This window comes from Streptomyces sp. BRA346, assembly GCF_052851135.1.
Map to the genome: position 1 here is coordinate 43777 of NZ_JAIWIH010000011.1, position 23017 is coordinate 66793.

22 protein-coding genes and 2 pseudogenes are annotated in these 23017 nt (G+C 72.5%); 7 read left to right on the forward strand and 17 right to left on the reverse strand.

Features of this window, described 5'->3' with window-relative positions; translation table 11 throughout:
* Positions 1–68: 68 nt before the first annotated feature.
* A complete protein-coding gene (locus tag LCH29_RS15920) occupies positions 69–299 on the reverse strand; it encodes a DUF4287 domain-containing protein (protein WP_009717330.1) in 231 nt (76 codons plus the stop codon).
* A 123-nt stretch (positions 300–422) separates the two neighbouring features.
* Between LCH29_RS15920 and LCH29_RS15925 the strand changes: the two genes are divergently transcribed.
* Positions 423–752, forward strand: a complete 330-nt coding sequence (locus LCH29_RS15925) for a hypothetical protein (RefSeq protein ID WP_446462393.1) — start codon at positions 423–425, stop codon at positions 750–752.
* Positions 753–798: 46 nt separating this feature from the next.
* Here the strand turns inward: LCH29_RS15925 and LCH29_RS15930 are convergent, their stop codons facing one another.
* From LCH29_RS15930 to LCH29_RS15940, 3 genes are all read right to left on the reverse strand, one after another.
* Positions 799–1746 (reverse strand): hypothetical protein, encoded by a 948-nt coding sequence (locus LCH29_RS15930; protein WP_446462394.1) that lies wholly within the window; start codon positions 1744–1746, stop codon positions 799–801.
* 232 nt (positions 1747–1978) lie between these two features.
* Positions 1979–3199, reverse strand: a complete 1221-nt coding sequence (locus LCH29_RS15935) for an acetyl-CoA C-acetyltransferase (protein ID WP_446462395.1) — start codon at positions 3197–3199, stop codon at positions 1979–1981.
* A gap of 609 nt (positions 3200–3808) precedes the next feature.
* Positions 3809–4816, reverse strand: a complete 1008-nt coding sequence (locus LCH29_RS15940; protein WP_446462396.1) for an SGNH/GDSL hydrolase family protein — start codon at positions 4814–4816, stop codon at positions 3809–3811.
* 190 nt (positions 4817–5006) lie between these two features.
* Between LCH29_RS15940 and LCH29_RS15945 the strand changes: the two genes are divergently transcribed.
* Complete coding sequence (locus tag LCH29_RS15945; RefSeq protein WP_446462397.1) at positions 5007–6392, forward strand: cystathionine beta-synthase; 1386 nt, start codon at positions 5007–5009, stop codon at positions 6390–6392.
* A 249-nt stretch (positions 6393–6641) separates the two neighbouring features.
* Here LCH29_RS15945 and LCH29_RS15950 read toward each other — a convergent pair whose 3' ends face one another.
* On the reverse strand, positions 6642–7058 hold the full coding sequence (locus LCH29_RS15950) for a hypothetical protein (protein ID WP_446462398.1): 417 nt from the start codon (positions 7056–7058) through the stop codon (positions 6642–6644).
* A gap of 87 nt (positions 7059–7145) precedes the next feature.
* On the opposite strand from LCH29_RS15950, the gene LCH29_RS15955 reads away from it, so the two are divergent.
* Positions 7146–8537: an acyl-CoA synthetase gene (locus tag LCH29_RS15955; protein WP_446462399.1), complete on the forward strand. Its 1392-nt coding sequence runs from the start codon at positions 7146–7148 to the stop codon at positions 8535–8537.
* A gap of 85 nt (positions 8538–8622) precedes the next feature.
* On the opposite strand, the pseudogene LCH29_RS15960 reads toward LCH29_RS15955, so the two are convergent.
* The 4 genes and pseudogenes from LCH29_RS15960 to LCH29_RS15975 form a co-directional block, all read right to left on the reverse strand.
* Positions 8623–8897, reverse strand: a pseudogene (locus LCH29_RS15960) (transcriptional regulator); the annotation flags it as partial.
* 37 nt (positions 8898–8934) lie between these two features.
* A complete protein-coding gene (locus tag LCH29_RS15965; RefSeq protein WP_446462400.1) occupies positions 8935–9462 on the reverse strand; it encodes a DUF6879 family protein in 528 nt (175 codons plus the stop codon).
* A pseudogene (locus tag LCH29_RS15970) lies at positions 9416–9695 on the reverse strand (hypothetical protein). Before LCH29_RS15970 ends, LCH29_RS15965 begins: the two are co-directional and overlap by 47 nt.
* A 252-nt stretch (positions 9696–9947) precedes the next feature.
* Positions 9948–10877, reverse strand: coding sequence for an NADP-dependent oxidoreductase (locus tag LCH29_RS15975; protein WP_446462401.1), 930 nt, complete (start codon positions 10875–10877; stop codon positions 9948–9950).
* Between the two features lie 94 nt (positions 10878–10971).
* On the opposite strand from LCH29_RS15975, the gene LCH29_RS15980 reads away from it, so the two are divergent.
* A complete protein-coding gene (locus LCH29_RS15980; RefSeq protein WP_446462402.1) occupies positions 10972–11364 on the forward strand; it encodes a winged helix-turn-helix transcriptional regulator in 393 nt (130 codons plus the stop codon).
* On the opposite strand, the gene LCH29_RS15985 is transcribed toward LCH29_RS15980, so the two are convergent.
* Genes LCH29_RS15985 through LCH29_RS16005 form a run of 5 tightly spaced genes read right to left on the reverse strand, consistent with a single transcriptional unit; the run spans position 11348 to position 16157 of the window.
* Positions 11348–12778, reverse strand: a complete 1431-nt coding sequence (locus tag LCH29_RS15985; protein WP_446462403.1) for a purine-cytosine permease family protein — start codon at positions 12776–12778, stop codon at positions 11348–11350. The genes LCH29_RS15980 and LCH29_RS15985 overlap by 17 nt on opposite strands.
* A 6-nt stretch (positions 12779–12784) precedes the next feature.
* Positions 12785–13723 (reverse strand): ABC transporter substrate-binding protein, encoded by a 939-nt coding sequence (locus tag LCH29_RS15990; RefSeq protein ID WP_446462404.1) that lies wholly within the window; start codon positions 13721–13723, stop codon positions 12785–12787.
* A gap of 22 nt (positions 13724–13745) precedes the next feature.
* Complete coding sequence (locus tag LCH29_RS15995; RefSeq protein ID WP_123100584.1) at positions 13746–14423, reverse strand: ABC transporter permease; 678 nt, start codon at positions 14421–14423, stop codon at positions 13746–13748.
* 1 nt (position 14424) lies between these two features.
* Complete coding sequence (locus tag LCH29_RS16000; protein WP_446462405.1) at positions 14425–15066, reverse strand: ABC transporter permease; 642 nt, start codon at positions 15064–15066, stop codon at positions 14425–14427.
* Positions 15063–16157, reverse strand: coding sequence for an ABC transporter ATP-binding protein (locus tag LCH29_RS16005; protein WP_446462406.1), 1095 nt, complete (start codon positions 16155–16157; stop codon positions 15063–15065). Before LCH29_RS16005 ends, LCH29_RS16000 begins: the two co-directional genes overlap by 4 nt.
* Before the next feature lie 175 nt (positions 16158–16332).
* Here LCH29_RS16005 and LCH29_RS16010 point away from each other — a divergent pair, with 175 nt between their 5' ends.
* From LCH29_RS16010 to LCH29_RS16020, 3 genes are all read left to right on the forward strand, one after another.
* Complete coding sequence (locus LCH29_RS16010; protein WP_446462407.1) at positions 16333–17961, forward strand: aromatic amino acid lyase; 1629 nt, start codon at positions 16333–16335, stop codon at positions 17959–17961.
* Between the two features lie 6 nt (positions 17962–17967).
* Positions 17968–18870: a MurR/RpiR family transcriptional regulator gene (locus tag LCH29_RS16015; RefSeq protein ID WP_446462408.1), complete on the forward strand. Its 903-nt coding sequence runs from the start codon at positions 17968–17970 to the stop codon at positions 18868–18870.
* 99 nt (positions 18871–18969) lie between these two features.
* A complete protein-coding gene (locus tag LCH29_RS16020; RefSeq protein WP_446462409.1) occupies positions 18970–19530 on the forward strand; it encodes a hypothetical protein in 561 nt (186 codons plus the stop codon).
* Between the two features lie 310 nt (positions 19531–19840).
* On the opposite strand, the gene LCH29_RS16025 is transcribed toward LCH29_RS16020, so the two are convergent.
* From LCH29_RS16025 to LCH29_RS16035, 3 genes are all read right to left on the reverse strand, one after another.
* Positions 19841–21202 carry a diaminopimelate decarboxylase gene (locus LCH29_RS16025; RefSeq protein ID WP_446462410.1) on the reverse strand — a complete coding sequence of 454 codons (1362 nt, stop codon included), beginning with the start codon at positions 21200–21202 and terminating at the stop codon, positions 19841–19843.
* A gap of 268 nt (positions 21203–21470) precedes the next feature.
* Entirely contained in the window at positions 21471–21785 is a 315-nt protein-coding gene (locus LCH29_RS16030; RefSeq protein ID WP_446462411.1) for a hypothetical protein, read from the reverse strand.
* 92 nt (positions 21786–21877) lie between these two features.
* Positions 21878–22897, reverse strand: coding sequence for a zinc-binding dehydrogenase (locus LCH29_RS16035; protein WP_446462412.1), 1020 nt, complete (start codon positions 22895–22897; stop codon positions 21878–21880).
* Positions 22898–23017 lie beyond the last annotated feature (120 nt).

Genomic DNA, 23017 nt, shown 5'->3' on the forward strand with positions numbered 1-23017 from the left:
CGTCTGCGGAATAAGCCGCTCTCGTGTCGTGCCCCTCTGTGGTACACGCTCTGCCTCCGGGCGGCGGGCTACAGCAGCTTGCGCGCCGCACGCCTCAGGTCGTGTTCGTGGATGATCGCTTTGGCGTGCCCATAGGCGAGCTGGTGCTCGCCCCGCAGCCAGCTGACCTTCTCCTCGAAGCGGAAGAAGGCGGGACCTTCGTCTACCGTGCGCAGCCAGTCGGCAATCTCACGGCCGGTGCATTGGGGGATGCGGGAGAGTAGGTTCCGGTGAGTCTCGTCGGAGAAGATCTGGGACATCGGCGCCTCCGGACGCGTCCATTCCGGACCCGGATTCAATCACCCGGGTGGGGTCCTTCAGCTCACCGTGCCTGAGTGTTCGGCCGTTGGCAACAGTCCGTGGGTGGCGCATACGCTCACGACGTGGATGATGCGACCCCTTTGCTGACTGCCGTCGACCGTCTCGCCGACCGGCTGCGCGCCCTCCCGCAGTCCCGGCTGCGCCAGGGCGCTGCGGCCGAAGGACTGGCTCTGGCGAGGGAATTGTCGGTGCGGGCCCAGCGTCTGGAGGAGCCCGGGACCCCGCCGCGGATCATGCCGGACGCGGGGATTTTCATGATCGCCGACCAGGTCGCGGTGGCCGGTCATGATTTGGTGCACGCGCTGGAGCGCGCGCCGGGTGGCGCCGCTGAGGCGGGGGCCGCGGAGGCGGCGGAGCTCGTCCGGGCGGCGGCCGGGCGCTGCGGCCTCTGAGGGCCGGTTCACGCGTTCCGGTTCACAGCTTCACAGCTTCACAGCTTCACAGCGACGCGATGACGCGGTCGGCGAGGACGTACACGTTCTCGTCCCCGCAGCCGAAGGTGAGGGCGTACGCACCCGAGACGCCCGAGCCGCCGAGCAGCACCGGGGCGGTGCCCTCGCGCAGCGCGTCCGCCAGCCGCTCGGCCGTCTCCCGGTGGCCGGGGGTCATGCAGATCGTGGTGCCGTCGGCGAAGACGTACACGTCGAGCGTGCCCAGCGGGCCGGGGCGTACGTCCGCCAGCGGGGTACGGGCCTCCGCCAGCTCGGTCAGCCGGGCCACGGTCCGGTCGTGGTCGGCGACCGGCGACGAGGGCGTGAAGTCGGGGTGCGAGGGGTGGCGGCGGCGCGCGGCGGCCAGCTCGGGCGACTCGACGGTCTCGGCCTCCTGGTCCGTCTCGACGCCGAGCTCCGCGCCGATCTCGGCACCCACCTCGGCGCCCACCTCCAGCTCCATCGGCTCCTCCGGCTCCTGCTCCCCGGCGGCGTCGCGGGCGTCCGGGCCCAGCGCGTCCAGGCCGAGCAGCGGCTCCAGACCGGCCAGATCCGCCTGGCGGGGCACGAAGAGCTGAGCGTCGTGCGGGGAGTCCTCGCCGAGCCCGGCCATCCCGCCGAGCAGCGAGGGGGCGTCGGACGACCCGGCCGAGTCCCGGGCCTCCTGGGCGGCCCAGAACGCCCGGGCCTCCGCCAGCTCGCGCTCCCGCTCCTCGGCGAGCGCGTCGGCGACGGCCGCGCGTATCTCGGCGGCGGGGGTGGCACGGGCGGCGGGCACCGTGACGGCGTCCTCCCCGGACCGGTCCGCCCGACCGGTCGCGGCGACCGTGGCGGCCAGCTCGGCGCGCAGCTCCGTGATCTGCCGCCGCACGGCGCGCGCGGTGTGCAGCGCGGCGGCGCCGGTGGCCGTGGCGGCCAGCGCGGCCAGCAGGAGGGCAAGGGTCATGGGGCTCACTGACGTAACTCCCGGTTGCTGTCGATCCCCCGAATTCCTACCTCAGCTTGACTCGGTTCGCCTCTCGGCGTCAGTGCAGGACGTCACGGAGCGGACCGAAGTCCATGCCCGGAAGGGGGCCGTCCACCGCCTCTGAGCTGGGGAGACGAGGCTCCCCCAGGACGTTGGTCACATCCTGGGGGAGATTGGGTCACAACTCGCGATCGGGCCGTGTATCCGCGGGGAACGCGGCTCAGCTCAGCCGCTCGATGACCATCGCCATGCCCTGGCCGCCGCCCACGCACATGGTCTCGAGACCGAACTGCTTGTCGTGGAACTGGAGCGAGTTGATCAACGTGCCGGTGATGCGGGCGCCGGTCATGCCGAACGGGTGGCCCACCGCGATCGCGCCACCGTTGACGTTGAGCCGGTCCAGGTCGATGCCCAGGTCCCGGTAGGACGGGATGACCTGGGCGGCGAACGCCTCGTTGATCTCCACCAGGTCGATGTCGCCGATCGCCATCCCGGCCCGGGCCAGCGCCTGCTTGGACGCCTCGACCGGTCCGTACCCCATGATCTCGGGGGAGAGGCCGGAGACGCCCGTGGACACGATCCGCGCCAGCGGGGTGATGCCCAGCTCGCGCGCCTTGGTGTCGGACATGATCACGAGCGCGGCGGCGCCGTCGTTGAGCGGGCAGCAGTTGCCCGCGGTGACGAGCCCGTCGGGCCGGAACACCGGCTTGAGGCCCCGTACGCCCTCCAGCGTCGTCCCCGCGCGCGGCCCGTCGTCCGTGGCCACCACGGTGCCGTCCGGGGTCGTCACGGGGGTGATCTCGCGCTCCCAGAAGCCCTTCTTGATGGCCTCCTCCGCGAGGTTCTGGGACCGCACGCCGAACGCGTCCATGTCCTCGCGGGTGATCCCCTTGAGCCGGGCCAGGTTCTCGGCGGTCTGCCCCATCGCGATGTACGCGTCGGGGATCAGCCCGTCCTCACGCGGGTCGTGCCAGTCGGTTCCCTCCTGCTCGGCCCGCGCGGCGGTACGGGCCTCGGCGTCGGCGAACACCGGGTTGTGGGTGTCCGGCAGCCCGTCCGAGGAGCCCTTGACGCTGCGCGACACCATCTCGACGCCTGCCGAGATGAACACGTCCCCCTCGCCCGCCTTGATGGCGTGCAGCGCCATCCGCGAGGTCTGGAGCGAGGACGAACAGTAACGGGTGATCGTGCACCCGGGCAGATGGTCCATCCCCATCTGCACGGCCACGATCCGCCCCAGGTTGTGCCCCTGCTCCCCGCCCGGCAGACCACACCCGAGCATCAGGTCGTCGATTTCCCGCGGATCCAGCTGGGGAACCTTGGCGAGCGCGGCCTGGATGATCTCGGCGGTCAGGTCGTCGGGCCGCAGGTCCTTGAGCGACCCCTTGAAGGCACGGCCGATGGGCGAACGGGCGGCAGAGACGATCACGGCTTCGGGCATCACGGCTCCATGGGGCGGATCGGGGGTGCGACGTCGGACTGTGAGGGAAGTTACCCGCACGTAGAGCAGGGGTCACGGGGCGAGTGCTGTGACGCGGAACTCTTTTTCCTAAGCGTACGCTCAGCGGTGCGGAGGCCGTTGTTGTCCCCGCCCCGCCCCTTCCCGAAACCGGGGCTCTGCCCCGGCCCCCGCTGGGGCTCTGCCCCCGGACCCCCGCTGGGGCTCTGCCCCAGGATCCCCGCCGGGGCCGCGCCCCGAACCCTCGCCGGGGCTCTGCCCCCGGACCCCCGCTGGGGCTCCGCCCCTGGACCCCCGCCGGGGCACCGCCCCGGACCCCGCTTTGGGGCTCCGCCCCCAAACCCCCGAACGGGCTCCGTCCCGGACCCCGTTCGGGGGGCTCCGCCCCCGAACCCCCACCGGGGCCGCGCCCCGGCCCTGGCCTGGGCCGGGACGTCCCAGCCCCGGGTCGGCACATCCAGCCCCTCCGGCGATTGAGGAGCGGGGTCCGGGGGCGGAGCCCCGGCGGGGGTGCAGGGGGCGGAGCCCCCGCAACGGGGCCCGGGGCGGAGCCCCGGTTCGGGAAGGGGCGGGGTGGGGAACAAAACCCCCTCAGTGCGTCACCGGGGGGACAGGGGCCGCCCCCTCCGCCGCGTCCTCCCCGGCGGGCCGGTTGCGCCGCAACAGGCGGGCCCACGGCCCACGGGCGGCCGTCACCTCGGTACCACCCTCCGCCGCGGCCGCGGCCGCCGCCGTGGCCACCGGCAGGATGCCCTCGTCGCGCGTCTCCGGCGCCTCCTCCGGCCACAACCCGAGCGCGCCGCACAACGTCGGCAGCACGGCCATCGCGGCCGTGGCGTACCCCTCCGCCGAGGGGTGGTAGTTGTCCGGCCCGAACAGCTCCCGCGGATTGGCCGCGAACTCCGGCCCCAGCAGGTCGCCCAGCGACACCGTACGGCCGCCCTGCTCCACGACCCCGATCGTCTGCGCCGCCGCCAGCTGGCGGCTCAACCGGCGCGCGACGAAGCGCAGGGGCTGGTACACGGGCTCGATGGTGCCCAGGTCGGGGCAGGTGCCCACCACGACCTCGCACCCGGCCTCGCGCAGCCTCCGCACGGCCTCCGACAGCAGCCGCACCGACTGCGCGGGCGGCATCCGCCCGGTGACGTCGTTCGCGCCGATCATGATGACGCAGACGTCCGGCAGCTGCTCCGGGTCCTCCAGCACCAGCGTGACCTGCCGTTCCAGGTCGCTGGACTGCGCCCCCGGGAGCGCCACGTTCCGCAGGTCCACCGGGCGCTCCGCCACCGCCGCGAGCCCGGAGGCCAGCAGCGCGCCCGGCGTTTGACTAGGGCGGTGGACGCCCTGTCCGGCGGCCGTGGAGTCGCCGAGAAAGGCCAGCCGCAGGGGTGGCTGGCCGGTCCTCCGGGCGAAGGCGAAGCCGTAGCGGCCGTCCGCGCGCGGCGGAGCCTCCTCCGACCCGCCCACGATCCGTTTCGCCAGGGAGACCTCGGTGAGCAACAGCACGGCGGTCACCCCGCCCAGCAGCCCGATCCCGCCGCCCCCGTACGCCGCCGCGGCCGCGATCCGCCGCGCAACCCTCGCCCTCGACATCGACATGGGTCCAGCCCACCTCCGTCCGAACGCCTTCTGTACCTTTGTACGCCTTGCTAACCACTTGGTGCCCCCTGCGTGCGTGACCACAACCGCACGGGTCGGTGGGCGGGTCCGCGCAATAAGCTGGCTCTAAGGGCCCGCGACGCGGCCGTCCCGACGCGGAGATCCCGCGGATTCCGGACCAGGAGCAGGCGTGCAGTACTACGAATCGATGATTGAGCTGGTCGGCAACACCCCGCTGGTGAAGCTCAACACCGTGACCGAAGGCATCCGGGCGACCGTCCTGGCCAAGGTCGAATACTTCAACCCCGGCGGCTCGGTGAAGGACCGCATCGCGGTCCGGATGATCGAGGCGGCGGAGGCGTCCGGCGCGCTGAAGCCCGGCGGCACGATCGTCGAGCCGACCTCCGGCAACACCGGCGTGGGCCTCGCGATGGTGGCCCAGCGCAAGGGCTACAAGTGCGTCTTCGTCTGCCCGGACAAGGTCTCCACCGACAAGATCAACGTGCTGCGGGCGTACGGCGCCGAGGTCGTCGTCTGCCCGACCGCCGTCGACCCCGAGCACCCCGACTCGTACTACAACGTCTCCGACCGCCTGGTGCGCGAGACCCCCGGCGCCTGGAAGCCCGACCAGTACAGCAACCCGGACAACCCGCGCTCGCACTACGAGAGCACCGGCCCCGAGCTGTGGGAGCAGACCGACGGGAAGATCACCCACTTCGTGGCGGGCGTCGGCACCGGCGGCACCATCAGCGGCACCGGCCGCTACCTGAAGGACGTGAGCGACGGCCGGGTCAAGGTCATCGGCGCCGACCCCGAGGGCTCCGTCTACTCCGGCGGCAGCGGGCGCCCGTACCTCATCGAGGGCGTCGGCGAGGACTTCTGGCCCAGCGCGTACGACCGGACCGTCGCCGACGAGATCGTCGCCGTCTCCGACAAGGACGCCTTCCAGATGACCCGGCGGCTCGCCAAGGAGGAAGGGCTGCTGGTCGGCGGCTCCTGCGGCATGGCGGTCGTCGGCGCGCTCAAGGTCGCCGAGAACCTCGGCCCGGACGACGTGATCGTCGTGCTGCTCCCGGACAGCGGCCGCGGCTACCTCTCCAAGATCTTCAACGACGAGTGGATGGCGGACTACGGCTTCCTGGAGGAGGACGGCCCGTCCGTGCGCGTCGGCGACGTCCTCCAGGGCAAGGAGGGCGGGCTGCCGTCGCTCGTCCACATGCACCCCGACGAGACGGTCGGGGAGGCCATCGAGGTCCTGCGGGAGTACGGCGTCTCGCAGATGCCCATCGTGAAGCCCGGCGCCGGACACCCCGACGTGATGGCCGCCGAGGTCATCGGCTCGGTCGTGGAACGCGAGCTGCTGGACGCCCTGTTCGCCCAGCGCGCCTCCCTCGGCGACTCCCTGGAGAAGCACATGAGCCCGCCCCTGCCGCACGTCGGCTCGGGCGAGGCGGTCGAGGACCTGATGGCCGTCCTGGGCCGGGCGGACGCGGCGGTCGTGCTGGTGGAGGGCAAGCCCAAGGGCGTCGTGAGCCGTCAGGACCTGCTCGCATACCTCGCCAACGGCACGAAGTGACGCCGCAGTTCGGGCTTCGGTGAAGTGGTACGTGAGCGTCACGCGTACGCAGCACAGCGTTAACACTGCCCCGGCAGATTAGGGGATGTCGGAAAGGACGACACCGACACCCAAGGATGCGGCGACCAGGACATCCGGAGCGGCTCCCGGACCTCCACAGTCGCCCGGGACGCGGGCTACCGCGTCCCTCGCGGGAACCGCCGTCGTCCCGCCCTCGGCACTACGCCGGGGTGCGGCGGTTCCCGCGCTTCACTTCCTGTGTTCCCGGCGGAACCGGGAGAAGAAGCCCAGCGAGTGGACCGCGTTGACGCCGACGATCCCGGCCCAGGTGATCAGCAGCCCGGACTCCCCGGCGTTGACCGCGCCGATCGCCGACAGCGGTATCGCGAGCACCAGGGACACCCCGACGAAGGCGAACCGCTCGCCGAGCCCCACGCCCGCCGCCTCCCCGTCCCCGCCCGTGTACGGGCGCGCGCCGCGCGCCGCGGCCATCTGGCGCTCGGCCTGCTGTCGCCGCAGATCCCGGTCCGCCGTATTGTCGAAGCGCTGCTGGACCTTCTCCAGGAAGGCGTCGATCAGTTCGGACTCGTACTCCGCGCCCAGCTCCTTGCGGGCCTGGAGGGTCGCGTCGAGTTCCCGTTTCAGCTCCGGGTCATGGGCGTCCATGGATACGAAGGTACGGTCACGGGGACGCTGAAGTCGGTAGGGCCAGCCCCCCACGAAAGGCGCAGGGGGCCGAAAGGAGTCAGTTCCGTGACCGCACCTCTCCTCTCCTCCCTCGCCGCGCCGGGCGGTGACCGCCCCGACGCGCTCACCGTCGGCGGCCGCGCCCTCTCGCGCGAGGACCTGCTGGGCGCCGCGGGCGCGGTGGCCGCCCGGGTGGCCGGGGCGCCGGTCGTCGCGGTCCGGGCGACCCCGACCGCGGAGACGGTGACGGCGGTCGTCGGCGCGCTGCTCGCCGGGGTGCCCGTGGTCCCCGTACCGCCGGACTCCGGACCCGCCGAACGGGACCACATCCTGCGCGACTCGGGCGCCGCCCTGCTGCTCAGCGGCGGCACCGGCGACACCGGCGTCGAGGCGCCGATCGAGACGGTGCCGGTGGACCTGACCGAGCGGGCGGCGTGGACGAAGCCGGAGCCCGACCCGGAGTCCACCGCCCTCATCCTCTACACCTCCGGCACCACCGGCGCGCCCAAGGGCGCCCTGATCTCGCGCCGCGCGGTCGCCGCCGACCTGGACGGGCTGGCCGAGGCCTGGGCCTGGACGGCGGACGACACCCTGGTCCACGGGCTCCCGCTGTTCCACGTGCACGGCCTGGTCCTCGGCGTCCTGGGCGCCCTGCGCACCGGCAGCCGCCTCGTCCACACCGGCAAGCCGACTCCGGCGGCCTACGCGGCGGCGGGTGGCAGCCTCTACTTCGGCGTCCCCACGGTCTGGAACCGCGTCGTCCAGGACCCCGAGTCAGCCCGCGCCCTGTCCGCCGCCCGCCTCCTGGTCTCCGGCTCCGCGCCGCTGCCCGCCCCGGTCTTCCGCGACCTGGAGCAGCTCACCGGCCAGCGCCCGGTCGAGCGCTACGGCATGACCGAAAGCCTCATCACCGTCTCCACCCGCGCGAACGGCGAACGCCGCCCCGGCTCCGTCGGCACCCCGATCACCGGCGTCCGGACCCGGATCGTCGCCGAGGAGGGCGCCGAGATCGGCGAACTCCAGCTCACCGGCCCCACCCTCTTCGACGGCTACCTGGGCCGCCCCGAGGCCACCGCCGGTTCCTACACCGACGACGGCTGGTTCCGCACCGGCGACATCGCCGCCGTCGACCCGGACGGCTTCCACCGCATCGTCGGCCGCGCCTCCACCGACATGATCAAGTCCGGCGGCTACCGCATCGGCGCCGGCGAGGTCGAGAACGCCCTCCTCGACCACCCCGCCGTCCACGAGGCCGCCGTCGTCGGCGCCCCCCACGACGACCTCGGCCAGCAGATCGTCGCGTACGTCGTCGCCGACGGCGTCGGCGAACAGGACCTGATCGACTTCGTCGCCACCCAGCTCTCCGTCCACAAACGCCCCCGCAAGGTCCGCTTCCTGGATGCCCTCCCCCGGAACGCCATGGGCAAGCCCCAGAAGAAGCTCCTGCCCCCGGCCTGATCCCGGTCTTCGGCCCACGGGCGCCATGGCCACCCGTGAACTCCCTGTCTACCGTTGGCCATTCCGGACAGACGGTGCGCACCACCACCGACCGACCGTGCGCGGTGGTGTACTCCGGAGTCTGCACCATCCCGGGCAGAACACGGCTGGCGTAGACCCGAAAGAGGCTCGTGCGCTCGTACAGCGGGGCAACCGACTCTTGCTCGGCCCGAAGTCCGGAGTGCTCGGTTGGCTCTCGTGCCATCCGCAGCGGGCAGACAGCTCGGCCCCCGTGAGTCCGGCATCCTTGCGGATCTCGACCAGCCGGTTCGCGAGGGCCTTGCGAGCTTCGATGACGCTGGAGGACGGAGACGAGGGCATAGGCGGTGAGCTCGACTTGCTGACGGGCGGACAGGGATTAGACGACGTACTCGGAGTGTGGAATGCCCCGGTCCCACACCGCCTCGAACGCAGTCGTCACCATCTTCACGGTGGCCGGGTCCTCGTTGAATTCGTGTCCTGCCCACTCGCCGTCACCGGTGAACCAGTGGAACAGGACACGGCGTTCATCGATCAGCCACAAGTCGTTGCCCGGGAGGGCGAGGTCAGAGGCAAGACGCCGAGGCAGCCAGCGAACCCGCTCGCCGAGTGCGACATTGTGCCGCTCGGTGATCGCATGCTCCCAACGGATGTAGTCGGTCACCGGTTCGGAGACGAGTCGCGCCCGGCGCATGACGACACCCCGGGCGACGGTCTCGCGGACCAGGCCGGCCCACTCCCGGTATTCCCGCGGGAGCTGGTACTCCTCGGGCCGATCGACACGCTTGCCCGCCCGCCAGTCGGCGAACACCGGGTCATCCATGTAGGCGTCGCGCATCTCCAGGTGACACGCGGAGTGCTCAGCGCTCCTCAGCAGGGCGGCAAAGTCCGGCACGCTCTGCGTCATCGCACACCTTCCTCAGATAGGGGATCATCCTGACGGGGGCACGGACCACGCCCTCATGACCCGGAATGCCGATCGGGTGTCCCTCTACCCACTCGGTTCCGGCGATCTCGGTGTGCATCTCCGAGTCGGGCAGCCACCCCTGAATGACGATCTCTGCTCTCGTCTTCGAGCCAGACCGTGGGAGAGCCTCCGTTGGGCGTGTCAGGGTCGATGCCAACGAACCTCAGAGACATGGCTTCCCTCCAGAAACCGAGGTCGGACGGGTCATGTCCGAGATTGCCCCGGGGCCAGCCCGCAGGGCTACGTTCTTGCACAAACTTGCACCCTCCGGGGCCCTGCCCTGACGGCCGATCAGGTGCACACTCCAAAAGCGAGGCGGCCTCGACCACCTCACCCGGGAGTGGTGACACGTCCCGGCGCCCTTGATGCGGAGGGCACCAGCCGGTCATCGATGGGCCTCACTCACGCGACGCCCCGCGGCGGGATCAGATGGTGAGGACGAGCTTGCCCTGGAGGTGGCCGCCGTCCAGCAGCCGGTGCGCGTCGGCGACGCGCTCGAACGGGAACGTCTCCTGCACGTGGACCCGGAGCCTGCCCTGTTCGACGAGTTCGACGAGACCTCGCAGGGCGACCGGATCGGGGTCGACCGCGATGCCGCTGAAGCGCATGCCGGCCGCCTCGTACCTGGCGGCGAGCTCCGAGTCCTCCTCGGCGACCGCCGTCACCAGGTGACCGCCCGGGCGGAGCACTTCGAGCGACCGCTCGACGGTATCGCCGCCGATCGTGTCGAGCACGACGTCGATGTCGCGGACCGCCTCGGTGAAGTCGACCGTCGTGTAGTCGATCACCTCGTCGGCGCCCAGCCCTTCGACGAACTTCCGCTTGCTCCCGCCGGCGGTCGCGATCACGTGCGCGCCGAGCGCTTTCGCGATCTGGATCGCGACGTGGCCGATCCCGCCGCCACCGCCGTGGACGAGGACGCGGTCGCCCTCGGTCACGCCGCCGAGGTCGACGAGGCCCTGCCACGCCGTCAGCCCGACGATCGGCAGCGCCGACGCCTCGACGTGCGAGAGCGACGCCGGCTTGCGGGCCAGGTGCAACGCCGGCGCCGAGACGACCTCGGCGTACGCGCTCGCCGCCCGCGGGAACAGCGGCATCCCGAACACCTCGTCGCCGGGCCTGAACCGCCACGTCTGCGACGCCTCCTCGACCACGCCGCTGATGTCCCAACCGAGGATGAACGGCGGTCGGCCGATCAGCGGGAACTCGCCGGCGCGCAGGCGCGCCTCCAGCGGGTTCAGCCCGATCGCCTTGACGCGGACGAGAACCTCGGTCGGGAGGGGCTGGGGCTCGGGCGCGTCCACGATGGTGAGCACCTCGGGACCGCCGAGCGCCTGCTGGGTGATGACCCTCATGACTCTCCTGGCTTATGTGGAGGGGAGAAGAGAACCCAGGCTATGAAGGTGATAGGAACCGCCAGGTACCTCTGACGCCGGTACCTTTGGCGCCATGAGCGGTTTTGGTCCCGGTGCTCCCTTTCTCGCCGACTGTCCGGCGCGTCTGGCGGTCGAGCTGATCGCCGACAAGTGGACGGTGGTCGTGCTCTACGGCCTCAGCAAGGGCCCGGTGCGCCATGGCGCGCTGATCGAGCTGATCGGCGGCATCTCCCGCAAGATGCTCACCCAGACGCTCCGACGGCTCGAGGCGCACGGACTCATCCGCCGCCACGCCTACGCCGAGGTGCCGCCCCGCGTCGAGTACGAGCTCACCCCGCTCGGGGCGACGCTGATCGAGCCGATCCACATGCTGACCGAGTGGGCGAGGGCGAACGGCGACGCGGTGCTCGATGCGCTCGACGCCGCCCCCGAGCCGGTCGCCCCCCGGCTCACTCGGGCTCGGTGACGTCCGGACGGCCGGGCGCCGGTTCCGGGGTGAGGATCATGCGGTCCGGGACGTGGGCGGTATCGTGGCGGGCCAGGGCCCAGTAGAGGGCGGCGGGGATGGCGAGGCCGATGAGCCAGGAGATGTCGGCGCCGCCGAGGGGGGCCACGAGGGGGCCGGTGTAGAAGTGGGTGGAGAGGAAGGGGAGTTGGGCGAGGACGCCGAGGGCGTAGGTGGTGAGGGCCTTCCAGCGCCAGGCGCCGTAGCGGCCGTGGGGGTCGCTGAGGGCGGGGATGTCGTAGCGTTCGTGCGCGATGGCGTAGTAGTCGACGAGGTTGATCGCGCTCCACGGGGTGAAGAAGGTCAGCAGGAACAGCAGGAAGTCCTTGAAGGAGGACAGGAAGCTGTCCTTGCCCAGGAGGGCGACCGCCGTGCCCGCGACCATGATCCCGGCGATGTAGGCGGTCCGGCCGCGCGGGGAGAGGGTGGCGTGGCCGCGGAAGCCGCTGACGCTGGTCACCATCGACATGAAGCCGCCGTAGGTGTTGAGGACGTTGATCGTCAGTTTGCCGAGGGCGATGACGAAGTAGAGCAGTGAGGTGATCAGGGCCGCGCCGCCGCCGAGGCCGACGACGTACGAGACCTCGTGGCCGACGAAGGCGTCACCGGCCGCGGCGGCCGCGAGGGCGCCGAAGGTCATGGACCACTGGGAGCCGAGGACGGTGCCCGCGAGGGTCCAGGAGAAGGTGGCCCGCGCGGAGGTGGTGCGCGGCAGGTAGCGGGAGTAGTCGGCGACGTACGGGCCGAAGGCGAGCTGCCAGGAGGCGGAGAGCGACACCGCGAGGAGGAAGAGCGGGAAGTCGAAGCTCCGGTCGTGGAGGAGGGCGGCCAGGTCGGCGCGGTCCAGCAGCCGGATGCCCAGGTAGACGAAGGCCAGGGCGCAGACCACGCCCGCGATCCGGCCCAGGGTGTGGATCAGGCGGTAGCCGACGGCGGCGGCCACGGCGGTGAGCAGGGCGAACAGGACGATGCCGGTCGTGTCGCCGAGGTGGGTGAGTTCACCGACGGCCTGGCCCGCCAGCACGCTGCCGCTGGCGAAGAAGCCCACGTACATGACGATGACCAGCAGCAGCGGGACGATCGCGCCACGGACCCCGAACTGGGCCCGGGAAGAGATCATCTGGGGGAGGCCGAGCCGTGGCCCCTGGGCGGAGTGGAGCGCCATGACGGCTCCCCCCAGGACGTTGCCGACCAGCAGGGCGATGACCGACCAGAAGGCGCCCACGCCGAAGACGACGGCCAGGGCGCCGGTCACGACGGCGGTGATCTGGAGGTTCGCGCCGAGCCACAGCGTGAACTGGCTGAAGGCGGTGCCATGGCGTTCCGCGTCGGGGACGACGTCGATCGAGCGCTGCTCGACCAGGGATGTGGGCATACCGCCCTACTTCTTGGTGAGGCCGTGGTCGGCTGCCCAGTCGGCGGCGACCTCGTCGGGGTCCTTCTTCTCCTTGTCGACCAGCTTGTTGAGCTTGGCCAGTTCGTGGGTGGTGAGCGCGACGCCGAGTTTGGCCAGCGCCTTGCGGACCTTGGTGTCGGCCTTGGCGCCGCGGATGACGGGGACGATGTGCTGGGCGGGGATGAGGGCCTTGGGGTCGGCGAGGATGACCCAGTCGTTGGCCTCGATGTCGGGGTCGGTGGAGAAGAGGTTGGCGACGTCGACGTCGCCCTTCTTCAGGGCGCCCTTGACCAGCGGGCCGGAGGCGTCGAGGGCCTTGAACTCCTTGAAGGTGACGCCGTAGCGGTTCTTGAGGCCGACCAGGCCGACGACCCGGTTCTTGTCCTCCGCGGGGCCGCCGAAGACCAGCTTGCCGTTCTGCTTCTTCAGGTCGGAGAAGCTGCGCAGGCCGTGCTTCTCGGCGGTTTCGCGGGTGACGCAGAAGACGTCCTTGTCCTCGGCGGCCGCGTACGAGAGGGCTTCGAGGCCGCTGGGGAGGGCGACGGTGAGGGCGTTCTGGAGGTCGCCCGCCTGGGTCTGGGGGGCCTTGTCGTCGAAGTGGAGGAGCAGGTTGCCCTGGTATTCGGGCAGCAGGTCGATGTCGCCTTGCTGGAGGGCGGGGATGACGATTTCGCGGGAGCCGAGGTTGGGGCGGACGCTCGTCTTGATGCCCGCGCCGCCCAGGGCCTCGGCGTAGAGGTAGCCGAGGAGCTGGTTCTCGGTGAAGTTGGCGGTGCCGATGACGAGTCCGCCCGCGCTGCTGCCGCCGCCCTGGCCGCCTCCGGCGCCGTCGCCCTTCAGGGAGGTGATGCCGCCGCTGCACGCGGCGAGGGTGGGCACGGAGGCGCCGGCGAGCAGGCCGCCGAGCAGTTTCCTGCGGTTCATGGGTTCTCCGTAAACAAGTCGGTCAGTGCGCTTGCGAGGGGGCGGGGCGGTTGCGGAAGAGCAGGCGTTGTACGGCGGCCAGGGCCAGGTCCAGGGCGATCGCCAGGATGGCGACCAGCACCGCTCCGCCCAGGACCTGCACCAGGTCGCGCTGGGCCAGCCCGTCGAAGACGTAGCGGCCGAGGCCGCCGAAGCTGACGTACGCGGCGATGGTGGCGGTGGCCACGACCTGGGTGCAGGCCAGCCGCAGCCCGGTCATGATCAGGGGGAGGGCGAGGGGGAGTTCGACCTGGAAGAGGACCTGGTGCCAGCGCATGCCCTGGCCGCGTGCCGCGTCCCTGACCTCGGGGTCGACGGCGGCCATGCCCGCGTAGGTGTTGGTGACGATGACCGGGACCGCGAGGGCGACCAGCGAGACGTAGACGGGCCACATGCTCAGGCCGCTGGCCAGGAAGACCAGGGTGACCAGGCCGACGGTGGGCAGCGCGCGGCCGAAGCCGGAGAGGTTGATGGCGAGGAACGCGCCGCGCCCGGTGTGGCCGATGAGCAGCCCGACGGGGAGGGCGAGGAGGGCGGCCACGAGGGTGGCGAGGGCCGAGTACTGGAGGTGTTCCAGGAGGCGGGTCGCGATGCCGTCGGGCCCGGACCACTGGGCGCCGCTGGTCAGCCAGCGGCCGAGGTTCTGGAGCAGTTCGATCATGTCAGGCACGCCTCCTCAGCCAGGGGGTGCACAGCCACTGGATGGCGACCAGGACGGCGTCCGCGACCAGTGCGAGCAGCAGGGACAGGACGACTCCGGCGACGACCGGGGTGGGGTAGTTGCGCTGGAAGCCGTCGGTGAACAGCTGGCCGAGGCCGCCGTATCCGATGTAGCTGGCGACGCTGACGAGGGAGATCGCCATCACGGTGGAGACCCGTACGCCCGCCATGATCACCGGGAACGCGAGTGGCAGCTCGACGGTGAGCAGGGTGCGCAGCGGGCGCGCGCCCATGGCGGTGGACGCCTCGCGCGCCTTGGCGGGGACGCTGTCCAGGCCCTCGACGGTGTTCCGGAGCAGCACGGTCAGGGTGTAGATCGTGAGGCCGGTGATCGCGGTGGTGCGGGTGAGGCCGGTGATCGGCAGCAGCAGCACGAAGATCGCGATGGAGGGGATGGTGAAGAGGACGTTCGACAGGCCCAGGAGGACGCCGCGCAGCGGCCGTACGCGATGCGCGATGACCGCCAGCGGCACCGCTATCAGCAGGCCGAAGAGGACGGCTGGAACGGCGGTGGAGAGGTGGTCGAGGGTGAGCGTGGTGAGGTCGTCCCGGTGGTCGGGGAACCAGCCCCAGTCGACGGTCATGCGGTCACGCTCGCGTCGGCATCTGGAGCCTGGGAGGCGTTCGTACGCCCCGCCTCGGCGTGGCGGCGGCCCGCGTGCTCGTGGATCCGGTCGCGCCCGGTGACCCCGGTCAGCACGCCGTCCGCGTCCACCCGGGCGACCAGCCCGGCGGGGGAGGCCAGCGACTCGTCGAGGGCGGAGAGCAGCGAGTCGGTGTCGCGCAGGGGGCGCACCGGCAGCAGTGGGGCCTCGTCGCCGTCCGGGCCCTCGGTGTCGCGCCAGCCCAGCGGCTCGCCGCGGCCGGAGGTGACCAGCCGCCAGCGGCCCTTGTCGTCGGCGGGCTCTTGGGGGAGACCGGCGAGGGTGGACAGCGAGAGCAGCTTCAGCCCGCGCTCGGCGCCGAGGAAGCCCGCCACGAAGTCGTCGGCGGGGGAGGCCAGCAGCTCGGCCGGGGGCGCGCACTGGACCAGGTGGCCGCCGGTGCGGAAGATCGCTATCCGGTCGCCGAGACGGACCGCCTCGTCGATGTCGTGGGTGACGAAGACGACCGTCTTGCGCAGCTCGCTCTGGAGCCGCAGCAGCTCGTTCTGGAGCTGGGTGCGGACGACCGGGTCGACCGCGCCGAACGGCTCGTCCATCAGCAGCACCGGCGGATCGGCGGCCAGCGCCCTGGCCACCCCGACGCGCTGCTGCTGACCGCCGGAGAGCTGGTGCGGATAGCGCTTGCCGGAACCGGCGGGCAGCCCGACCAGCTCCAGCAGCTCGGCGGCGCGCGCCCGCGCCTTGCGACGGCCCCAGCCCAGCAGCAGCGGGACGGTCGCGATGTTGTCGAGGATCGTGCGGTGCGGGAAGAGTCCCGCCTGTTGGATCACATAGCCGATGCCGCGCCGCAGCTCGGCGGCGTCGGCCTCGAGGATGTCACGCCCGCCGACGCTCACCGTGCCGCTGCTCGGCTCGACCATGCGGTTGACCATCCGAAGGGTGGTGGTCTTGCCGCAGCCGGAGGAACCCACCAGGACGGTGATGTCCCCCTCGGGGAGTTCGAGACTGAGATCGTCGACGGCGGTGGTGCCGTTCGGGTAGTGCTTGCTGACGTGCTTGAAGCTGATCATCCGCTTCCCCTTGCCCTGTCTGCATATAGTCATGCACAGTCATAGTCGAGTGAATAGAAGTCAATAGGTGTGCGTTAATCGCCGGTTACTTCTGCTCGCAATATGGGACGAAAGCGCTTGGCGGCTAGCCCGAAAAGGGTGGGTACGGAAGGGGTTGCCCTGGATGGTGTCTCACATGCTGGATTCGACGGCGTTCGGCGCGGCGGCCGCCGCGGCGCGCGCCGCGGCGAGCGGCCCCGGTCCCGCCGCACCGCGCATCACGCTCGACGGCCACAGCCTGCGCGTCGCCGACGTCGTACGTCTGGCCGACCGCAGAAACCTACCCGCCGCCCCCGACCCCGCCGCCCTCGCCCTCACCGAACGCGCCTGGGAGACCGCGGACCGGCTCTCCGCCACCGGGCGGGTCTACGGCCGCTCCACCGGCGTCGGCGCCAACCGCACCGAGGACGTCGGCCCCGACGACGACCACGGCCTGCGGCTGCTGCGCAGCCACGCCGGTGCCATCGGCGCCCCGCTGCCCGGCCGCGAGGTCCGCGCCATGATGGCCGTCCGCGCCAACCAGGTGCTCGCGGGCGGCGCCGGGCTGCGCCCCTCCGTCGTCACCTCCCTCGTCCGGGCACTGGACGCCGGTGTCCACCCCGTGGTCAACGAGTTCGGCGCGGTCGGCACCGGCGACCTCGCCGCGCTCGCCCAGGCCGGGCTCGCCCTCGTCGGCGAACACCCCTGGGACCTCACCGACGCCGCCCCCGGCGGCCGCGCCCCCGACCCCATCACCCTCGACAGCAACGACGCCCTCGCGCTCATCAGCAGCAACGCCCTCACCCTCGGCCAGTCCGCGCTCGCCCTCGCCGACCTGCGGCGCCTGCTGTCCGCCTCGCTCGCCGTCGCCGCGCTCTCGCTGATCGCGGTCGGCGGCTCGTACGAGGCGTACGCCGAACCCGTCCAGCTCGCCCGCCCCCACCCCGGCTCCATCCGCGCCGCCGCCCGCATACGCGCCCTCATCGGCGCCCCGGCCCGGCCCACCCCGCCGCTCGGCCGCATCCAGGACCCGTACGGCTTCCGCTGTCTGCCGCAGATCCACGGCCCGGCGCTGGACGCCGCCGACGCGCTGGAGCGGGTGCTGAACGTCGACATCAACGCCGCCGCCGAGAACCCGCTGATCAGCTCCGAGGACGAGGCCGCGTACCACCACGGCAACTTCTACGCCGCGCACGCCGCCCTCGCCCTCGACCACTTCCGGCTCGCCGCCCTCCAGACCGCCCGGCTGTCCACCGCCCGGCTCGCCGCGCTCAGCGAACCCGACTTCACCCGGCTGCGCCCCTTCCTCGGCGACCCCGCGCCCGCCAGCTCCGGCGTGATGATCCTGGAGTACGCGGCGGGCGCGGCCCTCGGCGAGATGCGGGCCGTCTCCCACCCCGCCTCCCTCGGCCACGCCGTGCTCTCGCGCGGCGTCGAGGAACAGGCCAGCTTCGCCTCGCTCGGCGCCCGCCAGACGCTGCGGGTGGCCGACCACTACCGGCAGGTGCTGGCCTGCGAACTGGTCGCGGCGGTCCGCGCGCTGCGGCAGCGCGGCATGGAACCGGAGCCCGGGGTACCGGCGGCGGCCGCGTATGCGCTGGCGGCGGAAGTTCTCGATCCGCGGATGGAGGACCGGCCGTTGACGGAGGATGTGGCCGACGCGGTGGGTCTGCTGGACCCGCTGGCCGAGGTGTGCGAGGGCGTCGAGCCTGCCGAGTCTGCTGAGGCTCGTCGTGGTGCTGATTGTGCTGATGGAGCTGATGGTGCTGAGGGCCGGGAGGGCTGAGAACTGATGGGTACGGACAACGGGGTGGCGGATGTGGCCGGTGCGTCAGCGGATGTGACGGGTGCGGGGAGCGCGGGGAGCGCCGCGCGCCTCCAGGCCCTGTTCGAGGGCCACCGCCTCACCCCCACCCAGCGCCGCATCGCGCACTGCATGGTGCGGCGGGCGGCCGACGCGCCGTTCCTCTCCAGCGTCGAACTCGCCGAACTCGCCGGGGTCAGCCAGCCCTCCGTGACCCGCTTCGCGGTCGCGCTCGGCTTCGACGGCTACCCCGCGCTGCGCAAGCACCTGCGCGACGTCGCCCCCGCCGCCGACGAACGGGCCGCCGGGGACGGGGCGTACAACGAGTACCAGCAGGCCGTGCAGTCCGAGATCGACAACCTGCGCCACCTCGCCATCCTGCTCGCCGACCCCGAACCGGTGCTGCGGGCCGGGCGGCTGCTCGCCGCGTCCCGCCCGCTGCCGGTCCTCGGCCTGCGCGCCGCCTCCGCGCAGGCCAGGGGCTTCACCTACTTCGCGCGCAAGGTCCACCCCGACGTCCGGCTGCTGGACGAGGGCGGCACGATGCTCGCCGACCGCATCGACGCGGCCCACCGCGCGGGCGCCACCGCCCTGCTGTGCTTCGCGCTGCCGCGCCATCCGCGGGAGGTGGTGGAGGGCCTGGAGTACGCACGGGAAACCGGCCTCACCGTCGTCGCCGTCGCCGACAGCGCCTTCGCCCCGGTCGCCCGCCACAGCGATCTGCTGCTGCCCGCGGCCGTCGGCACCGGGCTGGCCTTCGACACCGCCTGCGCGCCGATGCTGCTGGGGCGGGTGCTGCTGGAGGCCATGTGCGACGCGCTGCCGGATGCGCAGGCGCGGCTGGAGGAGTTCGACGCGCGGGCGGCCGCGCGCGGGCTGTTCGTAGAGTAGCCCCGTCTCGTGGGATGGCCCCGTTCCGTCTCACCGAATTCTCAGCCATCCTCACTACAGTCCGCGTTCGATGGCCTGAGACGTCGAGGAGGTCGGCAGATGGGACGCGGGGCGTATGCGCTGATACGGGTCGCCGTGGTCGTACGGGCGCCCGCCGGATGGCTGTGGTGGTTGGGCATCCTGGCCGCGGGCATCGGGACGCTGCTCCCCGGCCTCACCGGCCGCCGCATCGGCCTGCTGGCCGGGGCGGCGCTCTTCCTGCTCGCGGCCGCGGCGGTCTTCGTCGTACGGCGCGGCCGGTATCTGACCCTCGCCCAGGAGGCCACCCGCGCGGGCACGTCGGTGTTCCTCCAGGACCGCGCGGTGACCCTGCGGACCCGCCGCCGCGCCCTGCGGTGGTGGCTGCTCCTGGCCTTCCTGGCCACCGTCGGCTCGTCCTTCGCCGTCCCCGCGGCGGGCGGCCTGCTGCTCGCGGGCCTCGGCGCGGGGCTGTGGGCGAAGGCGCTGTGGCTGGGCCGCTGGGAGCGGGCGCACGACGCGCTGCTGTGGGTCCGTACGGACTGGGTCCCCCACGGTCGCCCGGCGGGCAGTGATGTCCGCGGCTACCAGACGACGGGCCCCGCGGCGGGCGACGCGGGGCCGGGCGGCGCCAAGCGGTGACCCCTGGCGGGGTGCGGGTGCGGGTGCGGGTGCGGGGTCCGGGTGCGGGGTCCGGGTGCGCGGGCGGTGCGGTGGTGGGTGCCGGGGTGGGGCCTGCGGGGCAGGGCCCTGGACCGTCTCTTTACGGCGCCGCTGACGTGGGGCGTTTCGTGAACGTTGGGCGATCGGCGCCACACATACACGTGGTGTCCAGGACCCCGCCCCTGCGACCCCGCCCCTCCCGTCGTCGGCGGCCACCCGCCGATGGCCGACGCCCACGGCGGGTCTGGGCGGGGGCGGGCTGAGCCCCCGCCCCTCACGCCGGTGGCCCTCACAAGCCCGTCAGGCCCTCCGCTTCGGCGCCTCCGCTTTCCGCCACGATCTCCGCCACCGTCTGGGGCTTTCGCACCTCCGCGAAGCGGATCCCGTCGCCGTCGGGTGCGAAGCCGTATACGCCCGGGCGCGGCAGGCTGTTGTAGGCGAAGTGGTTCGAGAAGTAGTACGCCCCCGTGTCCAGCAGGCCCACCAGATCGCCCGCCGCCAGCTCCGGGAGGGCCCGGTTCTCGGCCACCAGGTCGCCCGCGAAGCAGCACGGGCCCGCGATGTCCTGGGTGACCGGGCCGTCGGGGCCGGTGGGCTTGGGGCGGCCGTCCGCGTCGTACGGGGCGATCCGCAGGGGCCAGGAGGTGGGGGCGAAGACCGTACGGGTGGCCAGCTGCGCGCCCGCGTGCGTCACGGCGATCGGGCGGCCACCGGCCGACTTCGCGTACTCGACGCGCGCCAGCACCACGCCCGACTTGGCGAGGAGCGACCGCCCGAACTCGGTGACCAGGCCGTACCGCCCGTCCAGGAGCCCCGGCACGGTGGTCTTGAGCAGTTGTGTGTACTCCCGGTAGCTGGGCGTGATCTCGTCGGACGTGAAGTTCACCGGGAGGCCGCCGCCGATGTCGAGGGTGTCGATCTGGCGGCGGCCGATGGCCTCGTTGATCTCCTCGGCGAGTTCGTACGCGGCCTGGACGCCCGCCGCCATCAGGTCCAGCGGGCACCCCTGCGAGCCGACGTGGGCATGCAGCCGGGTCAGCCAGGGGCGGTCGGCGAAGGCGCGTACGACCCAGTCGCGCGCCCCTACGTCGCGCAGCGCGAACCCGAACTTGGAGGTCGCCGTGGCGGTGCTGAGCGCGTCGATGCTGCCGCCGCCCACCTGCGGGTTGACCCGCAGGCCCAGCGGGGAACGGGGGGTGGTCCCGGCCACGAGCGCGTCGAGGCGGGCCAGCTCCTGCGGGTTGTCGGCGTTGAGGGCGATGCCCAGGTCGAGGGCCTCGCGCAGTTCGGCGGGGGTCTTGGCGGGCGAGTCGAGGACGATGCGGTCGGCGCCCGCCCCGGCGGCCCGGGCGAGAGCCAGCTCGCCGGGGCTGGCCACCTCGCAGCCCAGCCCCTCGTCGGTCAGCAGCCGCAGGACGGGGACGAGCGAGGCGGCCTTCACCGCGAAGGCGTGGAGAACGGGCGTACCGGGCGCCACCACCTCGTCGAAGGCCGCCCGCAGCTCGGCCGCGGCGGCGCGGACGCCGGTGACGTCGAGCAGCCCGACGACGGGCTGCTCGGGGCTGATCAGCCCCTGCTCGACGGCGGCACGCACGGCCCGCTCACGCCGCTCGGCGGCACTGGCCGGAACCGAAGCCGGATTCGCAGTCATGTCCTCAGCCAACCACCCCAGCCGGGCCCCGGGCCAGGTCGATGGGGGTGGGGTCAGCGGAACCGTCTCGCGGAGTACGACGTACTCGAACACGATGGGCTCGCCATCGATCTGGACGCTGTACCGGACGCCGAGGTCGGGTCATCTGGCGGCTGCCGGTCGTCGTCGATCGCGCCGCCTGCGTCCAGGGCTGAGTCGGCCAGGAAGCCGACCACCTGGAGAGGTCGGGCGGCATGTCGAGCATCGTCTCTGCCGGGATCTCCTCCGTTCAGACCGTCCAGCCGCGGCGTGGTCGGTCGCTCACCGAGCGGTTCCCTTCGAGCCGGTCGGCGAGGTCGTCCACGGAGAGCAGGCGGCGCCCGGCAGCGGCGTTGGCCCTGCTGTCTTCGGCGCCCGGGGCGCGGTCGAGCATCGCCGTCTTCCACCAGCGGCGCATGACGCCCGGGACGTCGTCTTCCTCGGCTGCCAGGACCTCGCTGTAGAAGAGGGCGCGCTGCGCGCCGCTCAGTGCGTCGCCGATGGCGTTGATGGTGTGTGGGATCGCGGCGATCCTGCGCTCATTCCGGCGCGTGGCTTGACGCACGGAGAGCAGCGTACGCGGAAACGTGACCCGGGTTGGATTCCCTGCCGGGAATCGGTGACGGGGCGAACAGGTGTACTGCCCCGCGGCCTCGATCACAGCTCTACCAGCACCGCGCCCAGGTGGCGGCCCTCCAGCAACTCGACCAGGGCGCGCGGGGCTTGGGTGATGCCGGTCAGGCGGGTGTGCGGGTAGGTGATGGCGCCTTCGCGCAGCGCGCGGCCGAATTCGCGCAGGTACGTCGGAGCCGCGTCCGCGTGGTCGTAGGCGCTGATACCGCGGAGGGTGACGCCGCGGGCGATGACGGCGAGGGTGCTGATCGGGGTGGCGGCGAGGGCGTCGTCGGACAGCTGGGCGGCGAGCGCGCCGACGAGGGCGAAGCGGGCCCTGCGGCGGGCCAGGGCGAGGGCGGCGCGCAGTTGGTCGCCGCCGACGGTGTCGAACAGGACGTCGATGCCGTCCGGGGCCGCCGCGCGCAGCTGCTCCTCGATGGGGCCCGCGCCGCGGATCACGGCGGCGTCGTAGCCCAGCTCCTCGACGAGCCGGTCGGCCTTGTCGCGGGAGCCGGTGGAGCCGATGACCCGCGCGGCGCCGTGGAGCCGCGCGAACTGCCCGGCCAGGGTGCCGACGCCGCCCGCCGCGCCGGTGACGAACACCGTGTCGCCGCGCCGCACCCCGGCGCCCCGCACCACGCCCAGCCAGGCGGTGAAGCCCTGGGAGAGGTGCGCGGCGGGGTCGGGCAGGGCGTCGGGGTCGAGCGGCGGCGCCTCGGCCGCGTCGAGGACGGCGTACTCGCGCCAGCCGGAGTGGTGGCGTACGAGGGCGCCGCAGGTCAGGCCGGTGTCCGGCGGGGCGCTGAGCACCTCGCCGATGGCGGGGCCCCGTATGACGTCGCCGACCCGGTGGCGCAGCTGCGGCAGGCCGAGGGCGCCGGGGTCGGCCGAGGCGAGCGGGCGCATGGCGGCGGCGACGCTCATCAGCCGGTTCCGCACCAGCACCTGGCCGCGGCCGGGGGTCGGGAGCGGGGCGTGGACGACCGCGAAGTGGTCGGTGGTGAGCGGCCCTTCGGGCCGGGCGGCGAGACGTACTTCGCGATGGGTACGGGGCAGGGGCACGGCAGGACGCTAAGTCCTGGCGCCCGCGCCCCGCGCACGCCTCTCCGGGGAACCACCCGTGTGTATGCGCCGCCACCCCTATTGACTAGCTATATTCATCAAAGCCATGATGTGAATAAC

What these genes read in the sequence shown, in the direction of transcription:
- LCH29_RS15975 (WP_446462401.1), bottom strand. Translation starts at nt 10,877, where the DNA reads ATGAGGGTCATCACCCAGCAGGCGCTCGGCGGTCCCGAGGTGCTCACC.
- LCH29_RS16025 (WP_446462410.1), bottom strand. Translation starts at nt 21,202, where the DNA reads ATGACTGCGAATCCGGCTTCGGTTCCGGCCAGTGCCGCCGAGCGGCGT.
- LCH29_RS16000 (WP_446462405.1), bottom strand. Translation starts at nt 15,066, where the DNA reads ATGACCGTCGACTGGGGCTGGTTCCCCGACCACCGGGACGACCTCACC.
- LCH29_RS15965 (WP_446462400.1), bottom strand. Translation starts at nt 9,462, where the DNA reads ATGACGCAGAGCGTGCCGGACTTTGCCGCCCTGCTGAGGAGCGCTGAG.
- LCH29_RS15990 (WP_446462404.1), bottom strand. Translation starts at nt 13,723, where the DNA reads ATGAACCGCAGGAAACTGCTCGGCGGCCTGCTCGCCGGCGCCTCCGTG.
- LCH29_RS15935 (WP_446462395.1), bottom strand. Translation starts at nt 3,199, where the DNA reads ATGCCCGAAGCCGTGATCGTCTCTGCCGCCCGTTCGCCCATCGGCCGT.
- LCH29_RS16005 (WP_446462406.1), bottom strand. Translation starts at nt 16,157, where the DNA reads ATGATCAGCTTCAAGCACGTCAGCAAGCACTACCCGAACGGCACCACC.
- LCH29_RS15995 (WP_123100584.1), bottom strand. Translation starts at nt 14,423, where the DNA reads ATGATCGAACTGCTCCAGAACCTCGGCCGCTGGCTGACCAGCGGCGCC.
- LCH29_RS15920 (WP_009717330.1), bottom strand. Translation starts at nt 299, where the DNA reads ATGTCCCAGATCTTCTCCGACGAGACTCACCGGAACCTACTCTCCCGC.
- LCH29_RS15940 (WP_446462396.1), bottom strand. Translation starts at nt 4,816, where the DNA reads ATGTCGATGTCGAGGGCGAGGGTTGCGCGGCGGATCGCGGCCGCGGCG.
- LCH29_RS15985 (WP_446462403.1), bottom strand. Translation starts at nt 12,778, where the DNA reads ATGCCCACATCCCTGGTCGAGCAGCGCTCGATCGACGTCGTCCCCGAC.
- LCH29_RS16015 (WP_446462408.1), top strand. Translation starts at nt 17,968, where the DNA reads ATGGGTACGGACAACGGGGTGGCGGATGTGGCCGGTGCGTCAGCGGAT.
- LCH29_RS16020 (WP_446462409.1), top strand. Translation starts at nt 18,970, where the DNA reads ATGGGACGCGGGGCGTATGCGCTGATACGGGTCGCCGTGGTCGTACGG.
- LCH29_RS15980 (WP_446462402.1), top strand. Translation starts at nt 10,972, where the DNA reads ATGAGCGGTTTTGGTCCCGGTGCTCCCTTTCTCGCCGACTGTCCGGCG.
- LCH29_RS16010 (WP_446462407.1), top strand. Translation starts at nt 16,333, where the DNA reads ATGCTGGATTCGACGGCGTTCGGCGCGGCGGCCGCCGCGGCGCGCGCC.
- LCH29_RS15950 (WP_446462398.1), bottom strand. Translation starts at nt 7,058, where the DNA reads ATGGACGCCCATGACCCGGAGCTGAAACGGGAACTCGACGCGACCCTC.